Genomic DNA, 16928 nt, shown 5'->3' with positions numbered 1-16928 from the left:
CCGGCGCGACCAGCGCGCCGGCAAAGCGATCTTTTCTTTACTTGCGGAACATGTTGCGGGCAATGATGTTGATGCCCAGCACCAGCAACGTAATCAGGGTGGCGCCGGCCCACGCCAGGTTGTTCCAGTCCTTGAAGGGGCTGGCGGCGTATTGGTAGATGACGACCGGCAGGTTGGCCATCGGCGCATTCATGTTCCAGGACATGAACTGGTTGGACAGCGCGGTGAACAGCAGCGGCGCGGTTTCCCCGGAAATCCGGGCGATCGCCAGCAGCACGCCGGTGATGATGCCGGACTTGGCGGCGCGATAGCACACCAGGGTGATCATGCGCCACTTGGGGCAGCCCAGGGCCGCCGCGGCTTCGCGCAGGCTGTTGGGCACCAGCATCAGCATGTTGTCGGTGGTGCGCACCACCACGGGGATCACCAGGATGGACAACGCGACCGCGCCGGCCCAGCCGGAGTAATGCCCGACCTGCGCCACGTACACCGCGTAGATGAAGAGGCCGATGATGATGGACGGCGCGGACAGCAGCACGTCGTTCAGGAAGCGCGTGGCCGGCGCCAGCCAGCCCCGGTGGCCGTATTCGGCCAGGTAGGTGCCGGCCAGGATGCCGACCGGCGTGCCGATCAGGGTGCCCACCCCGGCCATCATCACGCTGCCGACAATGGCGTTGATCAGCCCCCCGCCCTGGCCGGGTGGCGGCGTGATTTCGGTGAAGAGGGTGTACGACAGCGCCGGCGCCCCCTTCATCAGCAGCGTCAGGATGATCCAGAACAGCCAGAACAGTCCGAACGCCAGCGTTCCCATCGAGATCGCGAGCATGACGCGGTTGACCGCGCGGCGCCGGCGATAGATGCCGTTCTGCATGTTGAGTACGGATTCAGCCATGGTTTTTTCCTTGTGCTCCGGGCGCGTCAGGTTTTCTTGCCTTCACCCGCGGACAGGCGAACCAGCAGCGCCTTGGCCAGGGCCAGCACAATCGTCGTGATGAGGAACAGGATCAGTCCCAATTCCAGCAGCGCGGCCTTCTGGATGCCGCCCGCCTCGTTGAATTCGTTGGCGAGCGCCGAGGCGATCGAGTTGCCCGGCGAAAACAGCGAGCCGGACCACTTGAACGCGTTGCCGATCACGAAGGTCACGGCCATGGTCTCGCCCAGGGCACGGCCCAGGCCGAGCATGACCCCGCCGATGACGCCCGACTTGGTGAAGGGCAGCACCACGCGCCACATCACTTCCCAGGTCGTGCTGCCCAGCCCGTAAGCCGATTCCTTCAGCATCGCGGGCACCAGTTCGAACACGTCGCGCATCACGGCCGCGATGAACGGGATGATCATGATGGACAGGATCAGGCCGGCGGTGAAGATGCCGATGCCGAAAGGCGGCCCCGCGAACAGTCCCCCGATGATGGGCAGGTTGCCCAGCGTCGCGATAAGGAAGGGCTGCACGTACTGCTGGAACACGGGCACGAAGACGAACAGGCCCCACATGCCGTAAATGATAGACGGAATGGCCGCCAGCATTTCGACGGCGGTGCCCAGCGGGCGGCGCAGCCAGGTCGGCGAGAGCTCGGTCAGGAAGATGGCGATCCCGAAAGACACCGGGACGGCGATGATCAGCGCGATCGCCGACGTCAGCAGCGTGCCGATGATCGGCACCACGGCCCCGTAATTGGAGTTGACGGGATCCCAGTCGTTGAGCCACAGGAACGTCAGGCCATACTTGGCCAGCGATTCGCGGCTGCCGTAGATGAGGGAGACAAGGATTGCCGCAAGCAGTATGAACACCAGAAAGGCGAACGTGCGGGTCAGATTCTTGAACAGCGCATCCATCAGCGCGTTTTTGTTTTGCTTCATAGGCGAAGGCGTGCCGGTAGTCACGGAATCCGCCACGCTGGGCGGAAGCGGCACACTATTATCCATTACCGCGCTCATGGATGGACTTTCCTTAGGAAACCTGGGGAGACACCAGGTAGGTCATTTTTGCGGGCGGCGGCCCCCCCCGCCACTGGGCGTCGGGGGCCGCACGGTCCAGCCTTACTTCCAGACGGCCTTGCCGTCGGCGGACTTCACTTCGCCCCAAGCGGCACGGATTTCCTTGGTCACGGCTTCCGGCAGCGGCACGTAGTCCATGGCTTCAGCCGACTTGGCGCCGTTCTTGAACGTCCAGTCGAAGAAGTCCAGAACCGCCTTGCCCTGAGCCGGCTTGTCTTGCGACTTGTGGACCAGGATGAAGGTGGCGGCGGTGACGGGCCACGAATCGGCGCCCGGCTCGTCGGTCAGGACCACGCCCATGCCCGGCGCGCTCTTCCAGTCGGCATTGGCGGCCGCGGCGGCGAATGCCTTCTGCTCGGGCTGAACGAACTTGCCGTCCTTGTTCTGCAACTGCGTCCAGGCCAGCTTGTTCTGCTTGGCGTAGGCGTATTCGACGTAGCCGATCGAGTTCTTCAGCTGGCCGACGTAGGCGGCGACGCCTTCGTTGCCCTTGCCGCCCTGGCCGGTGGGCCACTTGACGGCCTTGCCTTCACCGACTTGCGACTTCCAGTCCGGCGACACCTTGGACAGGTAGTTCGTCCAGCCGAAGGTGGTGCCCGAGCCGTCCGAACGGTGCACGACGATGATGTCGGCCGCCGGCAGCTTGACGTCGGGGTTCAGCGCCTTGATGGCGGCGTCGTCCCACTTCTTGATCTTGCCCAGGAAGATGTCGGCCAGGACCTTGCCCGACAGCTTCAGCTTGCCCGGCTCGACGCCGTCGATGTTCACCACGGCCACGGTGCCGCCGATCACGGCGGGGAACTGCAGGAGGCCGTGCTTTTCCAGGTCGGCTGCCTTCATCGGGTCATCCGAGGCGCCGAAGTCGACCGTCTTGGCGATGATCTGCTGCTGGCCGCCGCCCGAACCGATGGACTGGTAGTTCACCGCGCTGTTGGTCGCGGCCTTGTAGTCGGACGCCCACTTGGCGTAGATAGGGTACGGGAACGAAGCGCCCGCGCCGGTGACATCGGCGGCCTGGACGGCAAACACGGCGGCGCTCAGCGCGACGCCCAGGGAAACTTGCTTGAAGACACGTTTGAACATCTGGGTTCCTTCTGTGCTCGTTAGGAGGAGTCTTGGCAGGCTTTGGTTACTGCCTGTCTTTCAGCGACCCTCGCATCTTAGAAGCCCAACGTGACAGGATAGTGACAGTCATATTCCCCCCCCGGGAGCATTCCCCCCCCGAAGCGCTGCGCGCTTCCCCCCAGGGGGCGCCGGTGGCGGACCGGCGGAGCCGGATCCGCGCGGCTGCGCTTGGGGCGATGTGCCTCGATTTCGCATTTCTGCCTGCGGGGGATCGGACCGGAACCGTTGCTCGCGGTGCGGATTGGGGCGACTTGCCTCGATCGTGCATTTCCGCCTGCTGAGGGTCGGACGGGGACCGATGCGCGGTGCGGATTGGGGCGGCGTCGCTCGAGACCTTCCACCGCCCGCGGGAGTGGCAGCGGGCACGGATTCGTGCCCGGTCCGTTTGGGGTCAGACCCCTAGTTTCTGCATCAAGACCTGGTGCAGGTTGAAGGGCTCGCGGCGGCTTTTTACCCGGGCGTAGCCGCCATCCGGCTGCTGTTGCCAGGCTAGCTGGTTGTCGCGCAGGGCGTAGGTGAAGGCTTCGTCGATGACGCGCTTTTTGAGCGTTTTGTCGTAGATGGGGAAGGCGATCTCGACGCGGCGGAAGAAATTGCGGTCCATCCAGTCGGCGGACGACAGATACACGGTCTCCTCGCCTTCCGCATAGAAGTAGAAGACGCGGGAGTGCTCGAGGAAGCGGCCCACGATGGAGCGCACGCGGATGTTTTCGGACAATCCGGGAACGCCGGCGCGCAGCGTGCAGACGCCGCGCACGATCAGGTCGATCTTCACGCCGGCCTGGCTGGCTTTGTAGAGCTCTTCGATGATCTGCTCTTCCAGCAGCGAGTTCATCTTGGCCATGATGCGCGAACGCTTGCCCGCCTTGGCCGCCCGCGCTTCCGCGCGGATCAGCGACACCATGCCTTCGTGCATCGTGAAGGGCGACTGCATCAGCGACTTGAGGGAGCGGCGGGCGCCCAGGCCGGTCAGTTGCGCGAACACTTTGTCCATGTCCTCGCACAGCTTCGGATCGGCGGTCAGCAGCCCGAAATCGGTGTACAGGCGCGCCGTGCGCGGGTGGTAGTTGCCGGTGCCCAGATGGGCGTAGCGGCGCAGGCGCCCCTTTTCCCGGCGCAGCACCACGGCCATCTTGGCGTGCGTCTTGTGCGCCACCACGCCATAGACGACGTGCGCGCCCACCTCTTCGAGCTTGGAGGCCCAGTTGATGTTGGTCTGCTCGTCAAAGCGCGCCATCAGCTCCACCACCACCGTCACTTCCTTGCCGGCACGCGCCGCCGCCAGCAGGATCTTCATCAGCTCGGAGTCCTCGCCGGTGCGGTAGATGGTCTGCTTGATGGCCATCACGTCGGGATCCAGGGCGGCCGCGGTCAGAAAGTCGATCACGGGCTGGAACGACTGGTAGGGGTGATGCAGCAGGCGGTCGCGTTCGGCCACGGCCTCGAAGAGCTCGGCCGGCTTGTCGCCCACGCGGTCGAACGGCGCCGGCACCGGCGCCCGGTAGTCCGGAAACAGCAGGTCCGGCCGAGCCGAGTTGCAGAGCTGCATCAGGCGCGACAGGTTCACCGGCCCTGGCACGCGATAGGTATCGTCCGGCTTGAGGGAGAACTCCCGCTGCAGGAAGGTTTCCAGTTCCGGCGGGGTCAGCTTGTCGATCTCGAGGCGGACGGCGGCGCCGAAATTGCGCTGGGAGAGTTCGCCCTGCAGCGCGTGGCGCAGATTGGTGACTTCTTCCTCGTCCACGAACAGGTCGCTGTTGCGCGTGACCCGCCACTGGTAGCAGCCCAGCATTTCCAGGCCCGGAAACAATTCGCCCACGAAGGCGCGCAGCAGGGACGTGAGCAGGATGTAGCCGTCCGGCTGCCCGGAGAGTTCCTGCGGCATCTTGATCAGGCGCGGCAACGCGCGCGGCGCCTGGACGATGGCGATCGATGCCTGGCGGCCGAAGGCGTCGGCCCCGGACAGCGACACGATGAAATTCAGGCTTTTGTTGTACACCCGGGGAAACGGGTGTGCGGGATCCAGCCCGATCGGGGTCAGCAGCGGCATCACATCGCGATGGAATACGTCACGCGCCCACTCCTGCTGCTGCGGATTCCATTCAGACGCGTGGTGCAGCGAGATGCCTTCGGCGTGCATGGCCGGCAGAATCGCGTCATTGAGCAGGTTGTACTGGCGGCCCACCAGTTCGTGCACCGCCTGCTGGACGCAATCGAACGCCTGGTCCGGCGTCATGCCGTCAGACCCGACCAGATTGGGCGACTGGCGCTGCTGCTCTTTCAGGCTGGAGATCCGAATCTCGAAGAATTCGTCCAGGTTCGAGCTGACGATGCACACGTAGCGCAGCCTTTCCAGCAGCGGCGTCTGGGGGCTCTCCGCCATCGCCAGCACGCGTTCGTTGAATTTGAGCAGCGACAACTCGCGATTCATGAGCAGAGGCTCGCCAGGCGGGCGTGTGGGCATACCGGATTCCATGCGAAAGGAGAGCGTGATGTTTTACTGCAAAATAGTGACGGTTCTATGACAGCGCCGAATCACTAGGGTACGTCAAATACGGGACATATGGAGCATCGCCCCGATGCGTCCAAGCTCCTGTTCCATAAGCAAAAACCCGAAGCTGGGGGCGCTGTCACATGGGGTCTCTATAATCGATCCACCTCACAGCCAATATTACGAGCCGCATGGATCAACTTCTGGCCGCGGTGGACCTCGGGTCCAACAGCTTTCGCCTCTCCATCGGACGCATCGTTCAACAGGACGGTACGCCCCAGATCTACCAGATCGACCGCCTCAAGGAAACCGTCCGGCTCGCCGCCGGCCTGGACGCAGAGAAACGGCTTGGCGACGACGCCATCGACCGTGCCATTGCCGTACTGGAACGATTCGGCGAGCGCCTGCGCAGTTTCCACCCCAACCGGGTCCGGGCGGTTGCCACCAATACGTTCCGCGTCGCCCGCAATACCCGCGATTTCCTGCCCCGGGCCGAAGCGGCCCTGGGCTTTCCCATCGAGGTCATCGCCGGCCGCGAAGAAGCCCGGCTGATCTTCTCGGGCGTGGTCCACACCTTGCCCCCCTCCCCCAACAAGCGCCTGGTCATCGACATCGGCGGCGGGTCCACCGAAGTCATCATTGGCAAGAGCCACGAGCCCGGCCTGATGTCATCGCTTTACATGGGATGCGTCAGCTACAGCCGCCAGTTCTTCTCGGACGGCGTCGTGGACGCCCACCAGATGAAGCAGGCCGAACTGGCCGCCCGCCGCGAAATCGAAGTCATCGCCAAGCAGTACCGCAAGATGGGCTGGAAAGAAGCCTATGGCTCCTCGGGCACCGCCAAGGCGCTGTTCGCCATCCTGACCGAAGGCGGGTATTCGGACCGCGGCATCACGCGCGTCGGGCTGACCAAGCTGAAGGACCGCATCGTGCGCTCGGGCCGGGTCATCCCGTCCGAACTGCCCGGCATCAAGATCGAACGCGCCGACGTGCTGCCCGGCGGCCTGGCGATCATGAGCGCGCTCTTCGATGAACTGGGCATCGATGTCATGCACACGGGCGACGGCGCCCTGCGCCTGGGCGTGCTGTATGACCTGCTGGGCCGCGACGACGAGCACGACAAGCGCGATGAATCGGTGCGCCAGTTCATGAAGCGCTACCACGTGGACGCCAATCAGGCGCGCCGCGTGCGCCACGCCGCGCTGAGCCTCTTCGACGCCATGTTCCCGGAAGGCCAGGAGCGCGCCGAACTGCGCCCCGCCCTGGGCTGGGCAGCCGACCTGCACGAGGTCGGCCTGTCCATCGCGCACAACGCGTATCACAAGCACACCGCCTACGTGCTCGAGAACGCGGACATGCCTGGTTTCTCGCGCGCCGACCAGCAATTGCTCGCGCTGCTGGCGCTGGGCCACCAAGGCAAGCTCAGCAAGCTCGAGCCCCTGGTGCGCACTCGCCCGCAATGGAAGGCCATCCTCAGCCTGCGGCTGGCGGCGCTGCTGTTCCGCCGCCGCGGCGAGATCGAACCGCTGCCGCTGACGGCATCGGTGCGCGACAACTCCATCGTGGTGCGGGTCGACCGCAAATGGCTCGCGCAGCACCCCTTGAGCGACTTCACGCTGCGCGCGGAAGAAGCCGAATGGAACAAGGTGGGGTTTTCGTTCGAACTGCTGGAGTTCTGAGAAAGGCAAGGAAGGCGGCACGGCCGCCCTCCTTGCCTTTCAGTCCGGGATCCTAGAACGGCGAAAGATCGGTTTCGCGCTCCAGTTGCCGCAGCTCCATGCGCAGCGGCCGGGTCGCCCGCCGTATCAATCTGATGGTCATCCGGCGAAGCAGGCGGCGCATGGCGTTCAGCGCTGGCAGTTGGCCACGGCGGCCGGCTGGTCCAGGCCGAAATGGCGGCGGTAGCGCTCGTCCATGCGCTCCATCTTCAGCAGCACGGGGAAGTCGGCGGCATTGAAATCCGGATCCCATGCGGGTTCGCCACAGACCTTGGCGCCCAGCTTCAAATAGCCCTTGATCAGCGGCGGCACGCGCGCCGGCAGGGTGCTGTTGAGCTTTTCCACCGGGTAGCGGTGCAGCGGCACGACACGGGGCTCGTCGCCCTGGGGCATCTGCTTGGACACGGTGCGCCACACTTCCGCCGCCGTGACGCCGTCGTCGCGCAGGCTGACGCTGGCGCAGCCCAGGACATATTCGTAGCCGCCGCGGCGCAGGTATTCGGCCAGGCCCGACCACAGCAGCATGATGACTGCGCCGCCGCGGTAGTCGGCATGCGTGCACGAGCGGCCGACTTCAACGACTTCGTCGCGGATGGCGCCCAGGCCCGACAGGTCGAATTCGGATTGCGAGTAGTAGCCGCCCGCCTCGCGCGCCTTTTCCGGCGTAAGGATGCGGTAGGTTCCCACCACCCGGTCGGTATCGATTTCGCGAACCATCAGGTGTTCGCAATAGGGGTCGAAGCGATCCTGCTCGATCCCATCCTGGGCATCGGGAAATACCGCGCCCATGTCCTCGGTGAACACGTCATAGCGCAGGCGTTGAATCTGCTCGATTTCCTCAGCCGTGCGCGCCAGGCCGACCGCCAGAACCTTCGGTGCGGCGCCCGTCCAGGGTTCAGCGGCATTACGGGTCGGATTGATGCGTGCTAGTTCCAGCATTGCGCGAAGCTCCTAGAGAGTCCAGCCAGTGTGGACGCCCTGTATGTCAATGACTTGACCAATATGTTACGTGACTATGAAGTTTAGTTCGGGGCAGATCGATTCACTTTTGGTGAATTTCGATAAAACATTTCTAGTAGATGCAATAGGCACATGTACAAAGGCCACGCGTCGTTTATCGACGCGTGGCCCTCATATTAAATCGAAATTCAGGGTTTACCCTAGGCTTGCCGCAAGCTTTTCGGCGGAAACCGTTGCAAGCGCCTCGTCTTCGGCTTCCACCATGAGGCGCAGCTTGGGTTCAGTGCCCGATGCGCGGATGAGAATCCGGCCCCTTCCGTCGAGGTCGGCTTCCACGGCCTGGCGGGCGGCAGTCAGTCCCGCGTGCGTTTTCCAGTCCTGACCGGGCGTCAGCGGCACGTTGATCATCTTCTGCGGGTACATGCGCAGGTCGCTCACCCAGGACGCCAGCGACGCGGTATTGCGGCGCAGCGCGGTCAGGACCTGCAGCGCGGCCACGATGCCGTCGCCGGTGGAATGGCAGTCCAGGCACAACAAATGGCCCGAGCTCTCGCCGCCATAGAGCCATCCACGGGACTGCATCTGCTCCAGCACGTAGCGGTCGCCCACGTTGGCGCGGTCGAAGCCCACGCCCAGGCGCTTCATTTCGCGCTCGAAGCCGAAGTTGGTCATGAGCGTGCCCACCACCCCTTCGACCTTGCCGCGCTGCATGCGCTCGCGGACGATGGCGTACATGAGCTCGTCGCCGTTGTAGATGCGGCCGTCTCCGTCCACCATCTGCAGGCGGTCGGCGTCGCCGTCCAGCGCAATACCGATCTGCGCGCCGCGCGCCTTGACTTCCTTGGCCAGGAGCTCGGGATGCAGCGCGCCCACGCCCTTGTTGATGTTGAAGCCGTCGGGGTGCACGCCGATTGCGTGGACTTCGGCGCCCAGCTCGCGGAACACGTGCGGGGCGATGTTATAGGCGGCGCCATGGGCGGCGTCCACCACGATCGACATGCCGTTCAGGTCCAGATCGTTGGGGAACGTGCTCTTGCAGAATTCGATGTAACGGCCCTGGGCGTCGCCCATGCGGCGCGCCCTGCCCAGCGCTTCCGAGCTGACGCAGCCCAGGGGTTCGTCCAGCGCGGCCTCGATGTCCGCCTCGATCTCGTCGGGCAGCTTCATGCCCTGCGCCGAGAAGAACTTGATGCCGTTGTCCTGGTAGGGGTTGTGCGACGCGCTGATCACGATGCCGGCCACCAGGCGCAACGCGCGGGTCAGGTAGGCCACGGCGGGAGTCGGGATCGGACCGGCGAGCAGGACGTCGATGCCGGCGGCCGACAGGCCGGCTTCCAGCGCGGATTCAAGCATGTAGCCCGAGATCCGGGTGTCTTTGCCGATCACCACCTGCGGACGGCTGCCACCGCGTACGGCGTGCTCGCGCGCCAGCACGCGGCCGGCCGCGTAACCCAGGCGCAGTGCGAACTCGGCATTGATCACCGGGCCGCCCACTTCACCGCGAACGCCGTCGGTACCGAAATATTTGCGTCGAATCATGAACTGATTGCTCCTTGTTCAGCCGCGTGCCATACCTTAAGCGCATCCACGGTGGCGGCAACATCGTGCACGCGCACGATGGAAGCCCCACGCGCAACGCAGGCAAGGGCGGCGGCAATGCTGCCGGGCAGCCGGTCGCCCACGGGCCGGCCCGTGGCCTGGCCGATCATGGTTTTACGCGACAGGCCGATCAGCAATGGATAACCGGTGCTGCGCAGGCTGGACAGCCGGCGCAGCAATTGAAAGTTCTGGTCGCCAGTCTTGCCAAAGCCAAAGCCCGGGTCAAGCACGATACGGCGAGGATCGATCCAGGCCGCGCGCAGCTTTTGCGCGCGCGCCCCCAGGAACAGGCCGATTTCACCGATGAGGTCGGTGTATTCGGGCGGGGCGGCCTGCATGGTGCGAGGCTCCCCCTTCATATGCATCACGCACAGCCCGCAGCGCGATTGAGACACCGCCTCGATCGCGCCCGGCTGCCTGAAGCCATATATGTCGTTGATCATGTCGGCGCCGGCGTCCAGCGTGGCCCGCATGACTTCCGGCTTGAAGGTGTCGATGGAAAGCGGCACGCCGCAATCCCGCAGCGCCTCCACCACTGGCAGCAGCCGGGCCAGCTCGTCCGCCACCGAAACGGGGTCGGCCCCCGGCCGCGTGGACTCGCCGCCCAGGTCCAGGATCTGGGCGCCTTCTTCGATCAATTGGCGCGCATGCGCCACGGCGGAATCGGTATCGTCGTGCTGGCCGCCGTCCGAAAAAGAATCCGGCGTGACGTTGACGATGCCCATGACAAGCGGGCGCTCGAGATCAAACTCGAAGCGCCCGCAAAGAAAGTTAATTGCCATAAACCAGAACTGGCGACCTCAGACCGCGGCTGCCGTATTGCCGCCTGCAGCCAGGCCGGTCGGCGGCGTGTCGGACGTATCCGACGGGCCTTGCGGCGTCTTGGGGGGACGCGGGGGGCGGCCCTCGATGATGTCGTTGATCTGGTCGGAATCGATGGTTTCCCATTCGAGCAGCGCGGCGGTCATGACTTCGACCTTGTCGCGGTTGTCTTCCAGGATCTTGCGCGCAACACCGTACTGCTCGTCGATGATGCGGCGGATCTCGGTGTCCACCTTCTGCATGGTGGCTTCGGACATGTGCGTCGTCTTGGTGACGCTGCGGCCCAGGAAGACCTCGCCTTCGTTTTCGGCGTACACCATGGGGCCCAGTTCGTCGGTCATGCCGTAGCGCGTGACGATGTCGCGGGCGATGGCGGTGGCGCGCTCGAAGTCATTCGATGCGCCCGTCGTCATCTGGTCCATGAACAGCTCTTCGGCGATGCGCCCGCCAAACAGCACGGCGATCGTGGACAGCAGACGGCCCTTGTCCATGCTGTAGCGGTCGGTTTCGGGCAACTGCATCGTCACGCCCAGCGCACGACCGCGCGGGATGATCGTGACCTTATGGACCGGGTCGGTCTTGGGCAGCAGGCGCGCAACGATCGCGTGGCCGGATTCGTGGTACGCGGTGTTCTTGCGTTCCTCTTCGGGCATGACGATGGAGCGGCGCTCGGCGCCCATGATGATCTTGTCCTTGGCCTTTTCGAAGTCGGACATATCCACCGTGCGGCCATTGCGGCGGGCGGCGAACAGCGCGGCTTCGTTGACCAGGTTGGCCAGGTCGGCGCCCGAAAAGCCGGGGCAGCCGCGCGCCAGGACGGTCGCGTCGACGTTGGGCGACAGCGGCACCTTGCGCATGTGGACCTTCAGGATCTGCTCGCGGCCGCGGATGTCGGGCAGCGGCACCACGACCTGGCGGTCGAAGCGGCCCGGACGCAGCAGCGCCGGATCCAGCACGTCGGGACGGTTGGTCGCGGCGATGACAATCACGCCCTGGCCGGATTCGAAGCCGTCCATTTCCACCAGCATCTGGTTCAGCGTCTGCTCGCGTTCGTCGTTGCCGCCGCCCAGGCCGGCGCCGCGCTGGCGACCCACCGCATCGATTTCGTCGATGAAGATGATGCAGGGAGCATGCTTCTTGGCGTTTTCGAACATGTCGCGGACACGGGCAGCACCCACGCCGACGAACATTTCAACGAAGTCCGAACCGGAAATGCTGAAGAAGGGAACCTTGGCTTCGCCAGCGATGGCCTTGGCCAGCAGCGTCTTGCCGGTACCGGGCGAGCCGACCATCAGCACGCCGCGCGGGATACGGCCGCCCAGCTTCTGGAACTTGCTGGGGTCGCGCAGGAAATCGACCAGTTCCTGGACGTCTTCCTTGGCTTCATCGCAGCCCGCGACATCGGCGAAGGTGATCTGGTTGGTGTTCTCGTCGAGCATCCGGGCGCGGGATTTGCCGAAACTGAAGGCACCGCCCCTGCCGCCGCCCTGCATCTGGCGCATGAAGAACACCCACACGCCGATCAGCAGCAGCATCGGGAACCACGACACGAAGATGCTCATCAGCAGCGACTGCTCTTCGCGCGGCTTGCCCGAAACCTGCACGCCGTACTTCAGAAGATCGGAGACCATCCAGAGGTCGCCGGGAGACGTCAGCGTATAGGCCCGGCCCGCGTCAGGGGTGACGTACAGCACGTCGCCTTGAACGTCGACCTTGCGGATACGTCCCGCCTTGGCATCGTCCATGAACTGCGTGTAGGTCACGCCGTCCTGGGTCTGGGCACGTCCGTCGAACTGCTTGAAGACGGTGAACAGCACAAGGGCTATCACCATCCAGACAGCGACTTTGGAAAATGAATTGTTCAAGGTCGATCTCCTGCTTTCGATTCCGACCGGCGACTGCGCACCCGCGTATGGCACAGTCACAAGTATGTCAATAGCCCATTCTACCCTGTCGGACGGAGTTGCGTCCTGGCAGCCGTGGGGCCCATTTAATTACATTTGATTCTTGAGTTTTCTGGTCGTTGTCTCGGCAAGCCGGGGTTTTCTTGGCCAGGGCGACATGCCCCGGATGGGTACGCAAGGGTTACTTCAGATCGCGCGCCACCAGAAAGGTTTCAGAGGACTTGTCCCTTGAGGCCTTCGGCTTGCGTTCGACCACCCGGCGGAAGCGCTTTTTGAAGGATTCCACGATCTGCGAAAAGCCGGTGCCGTGGAAAGCCTTGACGATCAGCGCCCCGTTGGGCTTCAGATGGGCGCAGGAAAATTCCATCGCCAGTTCGCAAACATGCTGGATGCGCGCGGAATCGGCAATACCCACCCCGGACAAGTTGGGGGCCATGTCGGAAATAACAAGGTCCACCGCGCGGGATCCGACCATGTCTTCCAATTGTTTCAAAACTTCGTCTTCGCGGAAGTCGCCCTGGATGAATTCGACGCCGGCGACGGGCTCCATGGGAAGGATGTCCAGCGCGATGATGCGGCCGTCCACGACGCCGCCCGGCCCCGCCAACCGCTCGCGCGCCACCTGGGACCAGCTGCCCGGGGCCGAGCCCAGGTCGATGACCAGGTCGCCCCGACGCATCAGTTTTTCGGTGTCCAGGATCTCGATCAGCTTGAACGCGGCGCGGGCGCGATAGCCCTTCTGTTGCGCCAGCTTCACATAGGGATCATTGATGTGCTGGTGAATCCAGTCTTTAGAGAATTTATTCTTGGCCATTACCGTACAATTCCACGCATGCCTATATTAGAACTTACCTCTCGTGAGCGCAGCGACCTGCGGTCCGCCGCTCACCCTCTGCGCCCCGTCGTCCTGATTGGCGACAACGGGTTGACCGACGCCGTGCTCAAGGAAATCGACCGGGCACTGACGTCGCATGGTCTCATCAAGGTGCGCGCCGGCGGCGATGATCGCGAAGCCCGCGACGCCATGCTGGCCACGATCTGCGAAACGCTATCCTGCGCGCCCGTGCATCACCTGGGCAAGACCCTCATCCTGTTCCGCCCGCTGCCCGGCAATATCAAGCCCGCCGCGCTGGCCGCCCAGGAACCCGAAGCGCCTGCCAAGCGCCGCGCCTCCGAGCCGTACACGCCCAAGAAGCTGGCCGCCGAAGGCCGGACCCTTGCCAAGCGCCCGCGCCGCAGCGAATCCGAAGAACCCGCGCCCGCCAAGAAGCGTTACGTCCCCCAGGACGAACTCAACAAGAACGGCAAACCCATGCGGCCCACCAGCAAGCGTTCCACGTCGGGCGGACACGGCATTCCGCGCCGCGCCGGCAGCGCGCTGAGCCTGCGGGCCGGCGCTCGCAGCGGCACCAGCCGCAAGACCGCAAAAAGGTAAGGCCAGGCACAAAAACGGGCGCTTTACGCGCCCGGTCCACCATAGCGATCCGCAATGTACCGCGGAATTCAGACGAACGCTGCGTCAGGGCCAGGGTGGTTTGACATTTTTACCGCTTGAGACGTTTGCGTCAGATGTAACGCACGCCCAGGACTTCATACTCGCGAACGCCAGCCGGGGCCATGACCTCGACAACATCGCCTTCGCTTTTTCCGATCAGCGCGCGAGCCACGGGGCTGGACACGGAAATCAGGTTGGACTTGATGTCGGCTTCGACGTCGCCGACGATCTGGTAGGTAACGCGATCGCCCGAATCCAGGTCTTCGATGTCGACGGTGGCGCCAAACACGGCGCGGCCTTCGGCCTCGAGGGAGGACGGGTCGATGATGTGGGCATTGGAAAGCGTGCCTTCAAGCTCGGCAATCCGGCCCTCGATAAAGCCCTGGCGCTCGCGAGCTGCATCGTATTCGGCGTTTTCCGACAGATCACCCTGCGCGCGAGCCTCGGCGATGGCGTTAATCACGGCAGGACGTTCCACGGTTTTCAGCCGTTGGAGCTCTTCTTGCAAGCGCTCGGCCCCGCGCACGGTCAAAGGAATGGCAGACATGTCGTTTCCCAAACAAAAAGTAGAAAAACGCCCCGAAGGAGCGTTCTCGGTGAAGGTCGCGGACTGGCGCGCTGGCCGTTCAAATGCTTGAAACAGACTGGGCTAGCGGCACGGACGACCAAAACAAAACCCCGGCTCGGGTCGGAACCGGGGCAATCAAAGTCATATTGTGGTCAAAGTCCACGGGAATTGCAAGCCATCGGAGAAAACGGCCTTTTCGGCGCATTTCGCCGCTGTAACCCGCGAGAAACGGGGATTTCGCCCCGTCCGATCGCTGCGCGCATCCCGGACGGGGTCAGCCGTCAATTCCTGCGGCGCAGCAGCGCGTACAGGATGATGGCCCCGAAGGTGGCGGTGCCGATGCCGCCCAGCGTGAAATTGCCCAGCTTGACGGTGAAATCGCCCGCGCCCAGCACCAGCGTGACCGCTGCCACGATGAGATTGCGGTTGTCGCTGAAATCGACCTGGTTGACCACCCAGATGCGCGCCCCGGCGATGGCGATCAGGCCGAACACCACGACCGACATGCCGCCCAGGACCGGCGCGGGAATGGTCTGGATCAAGGCGCCGAACTTGGGGGAAAAGCCCAGGACGATGGCGATCAGGGCGGCGATGACGAAAACCAGCGTCGAGTAGATGCGGGTGACGGCCATGACGCCGATGTTCTCGGCGTAGGTGGTGACGCCCGTACCGCCCACGGCGCCCGACACCATGGTCGCGACGCCGTCGCCGACGAAGGCCCGGCCCAGGTAGCGGTCCAGGTCGCGCCCGGTCATGGCGCTGACGGCCTTCACGTGGCCCAGGTTCTCGGCGACCAGGATGATGGCGACCGGCACGATCAGGCCCATCGCCTCGGCCTTGAAGACCGGCGCGGCGAAGTGCGGCAGGCCGATCCACGCGGCCGCCGACACCGCGGAAAAGTCGATGGGCTTGCCCAGGCCCATGCCGTTGGCCAGGACCGCGTACACCACGCAGGCGAGGATAAGGCCGACCAGGATCAGCAGGCGCTGCACCATGCCGCGCGTATAGACGGCGATGCCGCCCACGCACACGATCGTGACGATCGCCATGACGCTGTCGAAGCCCGAGGCGCCCATGGCGCCCTTGGCGGCGATGGGCGCCAGGTTCAGGCCGATCACGGCGACCACGGCGCCCGTCACGACGGGCGGCATGAGCGCGTCGATCCAGTTGGCCCCGCCCCCGGCGCGCGCGTTGACGATCCAGACGATGACGCCGATCAGCGTATAGGCCAGGCCGCACGCGATGATGGCGCCCAGCGCCACGCCGATATTGGCGTTGGCCCCCACGCCGGCGTAGCCCGTGACCGCGATCACCCCGCCGATGAAGGCGAAGCTGGAACCCAGGTAGCTGGGCACCCGTCCGCCCACGAACAGGAAGAAGATCAGGGTACCGATGCCCGACATCAGGATGGCGACGTTGGGGTCGAAGCCCATGAGCAGGGGCGCCAGGACCGTGGAACCGAACATCGCAACCACGTGCTGGGCGCCCATGGCCACGTTCTTGGGCCAGGACAGCCGTTCATCGGGCGCGATGATGACGCCGGGCTCGGCGTCGTCCGCCAGGCGCCAGCGCGGAAAATAGGAATTGGACATGGATTCCCCGGGGGAGATTCGAATAATGGGTTCTGACTGCGAGCGGGCGCCAGTGTAAAGGGGGCCATGAACAGGCGGCAACGTTTAAGTTTCGCCCTGCGCTTGCCGTATTAGTGGAAACCCCGAAATCCTTCAGGCAGCAGGAGCAATCATGGCGATCAATTCCATCAGCGGCACGTCCCGCATCGGCAGCCTTGCCGACATGTGGGCCGAAAAGATCCAGGCCAACAAGGAAGCGAAGAATGCCTCGGGCCAGGATGCCGTTTCGGTGACCGCGGAAGGCAAGATCCGCGTCAACAATCCCGCCAGCTCGAAAGTGGCCAACTCGCAGGCCACCGAGGAAACCGACAACGACGACGAATACACGCGCCAGATCAAGGAGTTGCAGAAGCAGCTCAAGCGGATCATGGACCAGATCGCCAAGGTGAAGGCCAGCGGCATGTCGGCCGAGATGAAGGCGCAGCAGGTCATGGCGCTGAACGCCCAGGCAGTGCAGATCCAAGGTCAGATTTCGCATCTCCTGGCGGAGCAGGCGCGCGCGGCGCAGGGCGGCGTTTCCGCGACTGCTTGACGCGCGGGCCTGCGGCCCGGGGCGCCCCCGATGATGGCGCGCATCAAAATTTCTGATTGGACGCCCGCCATACCGGCCAGTACTGTCT

Annotated in this window: 14 protein-coding genes; 3 read left to right on the top strand and 11 right to left on the bottom strand. The window is 64.3% G+C overall.

Annotation, left to right across the window (positions count from 1 at the left end):
• Positions 1–37 precede the first annotated feature (37 nt).
• The 4 genes from pstA to ppk1 form a co-directional block, all read right to left on the bottom strand.
• Positions 38–892: a phosphate ABC transporter permease PstA gene (gene pstA, locus ABE485_RS15840; protein ID WP_008158036.1), complete on the bottom strand. Its 855-nt coding sequence runs from the start codon at positions 890–892 to the stop codon at positions 38–40.
• Positions 893–918: 26 nt separating this feature from the next.
• A complete protein-coding gene (pstC, locus tag ABE485_RS15835; protein ID WP_346516217.1) occupies positions 919–1935 on the bottom strand; it encodes a phosphate ABC transporter permease subunit PstC in 1017 nt (338 codons plus the stop codon).
• Positions 1936–2037: 102 nt separating this feature from the next.
• On the bottom strand, positions 2038–3078 hold the full coding sequence (pstS, locus tag ABE485_RS15830) for a phosphate ABC transporter substrate-binding protein PstS (protein WP_346516216.1): 1041 nt from the start codon (positions 3076–3078) through the stop codon (positions 2038–2040).
• A 433-nt stretch (positions 3079–3511) separates the two neighbouring features.
• Positions 3512–5584 (bottom strand): polyphosphate kinase 1, encoded by a 2073-nt coding sequence (gene ppk1, locus ABE485_RS15825; protein ID WP_346516215.1) that lies wholly within the window; start codon positions 5582–5584, stop codon positions 3512–3514.
• 218 nt (positions 5585–5802) lie between these two features.
• Between ppk1 and ppx the strand changes: the two genes are divergently transcribed.
• Positions 5803–7290, top strand: coding sequence for an exopolyphosphatase (gene ppx, locus ABE485_RS15820; RefSeq protein ID WP_346516214.1), 1488 nt, complete (start codon positions 5803–5805; stop codon positions 7288–7290).
• Positions 7291–7458: 168 nt separating this feature from the next.
• On the opposite strand, the gene ABE485_RS15815 is transcribed toward ppx, so the two are convergent.
• From ABE485_RS15815 to ABE485_RS15795, 5 genes are all read right to left on the bottom strand, one after another.
• Positions 7459–8268, bottom strand: a complete 810-nt coding sequence (locus ABE485_RS15815) for a GNAT family N-acetyltransferase (RefSeq protein WP_346516213.1) — start codon at positions 8266–8268, stop codon at positions 7459–7461.
• 216 nt (positions 8269–8484) lie between these two features.
• Positions 8485–9828 (bottom strand): phosphoglucosamine mutase, encoded by a 1344-nt coding sequence (glmM, locus tag ABE485_RS15810; protein WP_346516212.1) that lies wholly within the window; start codon positions 9826–9828, stop codon positions 8485–8487.
• Positions 9825–10670 carry a dihydropteroate synthase gene (gene folP / locus ABE485_RS15805; RefSeq protein ID WP_346516211.1) on the bottom strand — a complete coding sequence of 282 codons (846 nt, stop codon included), beginning with the start codon at positions 10668–10670 and terminating at the stop codon, positions 9825–9827. Before folP ends, glmM begins: the two co-directional genes overlap by 4 nt.
• An 18-nt stretch (positions 10671–10688) precedes the next feature.
• Positions 10689–12575, bottom strand: a complete 1887-nt coding sequence (gene ftsH / locus ABE485_RS15800; protein WP_346516210.1) for an ATP-dependent zinc metalloprotease FtsH — start codon at positions 12573–12575, stop codon at positions 10689–10691.
• 220 nt (positions 12576–12795) lie between these two features.
• On the bottom strand, positions 12796–13428 hold the full coding sequence (locus ABE485_RS15795) for an RlmE family RNA methyltransferase (protein WP_175126048.1): 633 nt from the start codon (positions 13426–13428) through the stop codon (positions 12796–12798).
• An 18-nt stretch (positions 13429–13446) separates the two neighbouring features.
• Between ABE485_RS15795 and ABE485_RS15790 the strand changes: the two genes are divergently transcribed.
• On the top strand, positions 13447–14049 hold the full coding sequence (locus ABE485_RS15790; protein WP_346516209.1) for a YhbY family RNA-binding protein: 603 nt from the start codon (positions 13447–13449) through the stop codon (positions 14047–14049).
• A gap of 130 nt (positions 14050–14179) precedes the next feature.
• Here the strand turns inward: ABE485_RS15790 and greA are convergent, their stop codons facing one another.
• Positions 14180–14656 carry a transcription elongation factor GreA gene (greA, locus tag ABE485_RS15785; protein WP_008158056.1) on the bottom strand — a complete coding sequence of 159 codons (477 nt, stop codon included), beginning with the start codon at positions 14654–14656 and terminating at the stop codon, positions 14180–14182.
• A 302-nt stretch (positions 14657–14958) separates the two neighbouring features.
• A complete protein-coding gene (locus ABE485_RS15780) occupies positions 14959–16269 on the bottom strand; it encodes a solute carrier family 23 protein (protein ID WP_346516208.1) in 1311 nt (436 codons plus the stop codon).
• Positions 16270–16420: 151 nt separating this feature from the next.
• Here ABE485_RS15780 and ABE485_RS15775 point away from each other — a divergent pair, with 151 nt between their 5' ends.
• Positions 16421–16840: a FlxA-like family protein gene (locus ABE485_RS15775; RefSeq protein WP_346516207.1), complete on the top strand. Its 420-nt coding sequence runs from the start codon at positions 16421–16423 to the stop codon at positions 16838–16840.
• The last annotated feature ends 88 nt before the right edge of the window (positions 16841–16928 follow it).

This window comes from Achromobacter spanius, from assembly GCF_039673305.1.
In the GTDB taxonomy this organism is placed as follows: domain Bacteria; phylum Pseudomonadota; class Gammaproteobacteria; order Burkholderiales; family Burkholderiaceae_B; genus Achromobacter; species Achromobacter spanius_F.
Note: the sequence above shows the minus strand (reverse complement) of the source record. Positions and strands in the feature narration are given on the sequence as shown.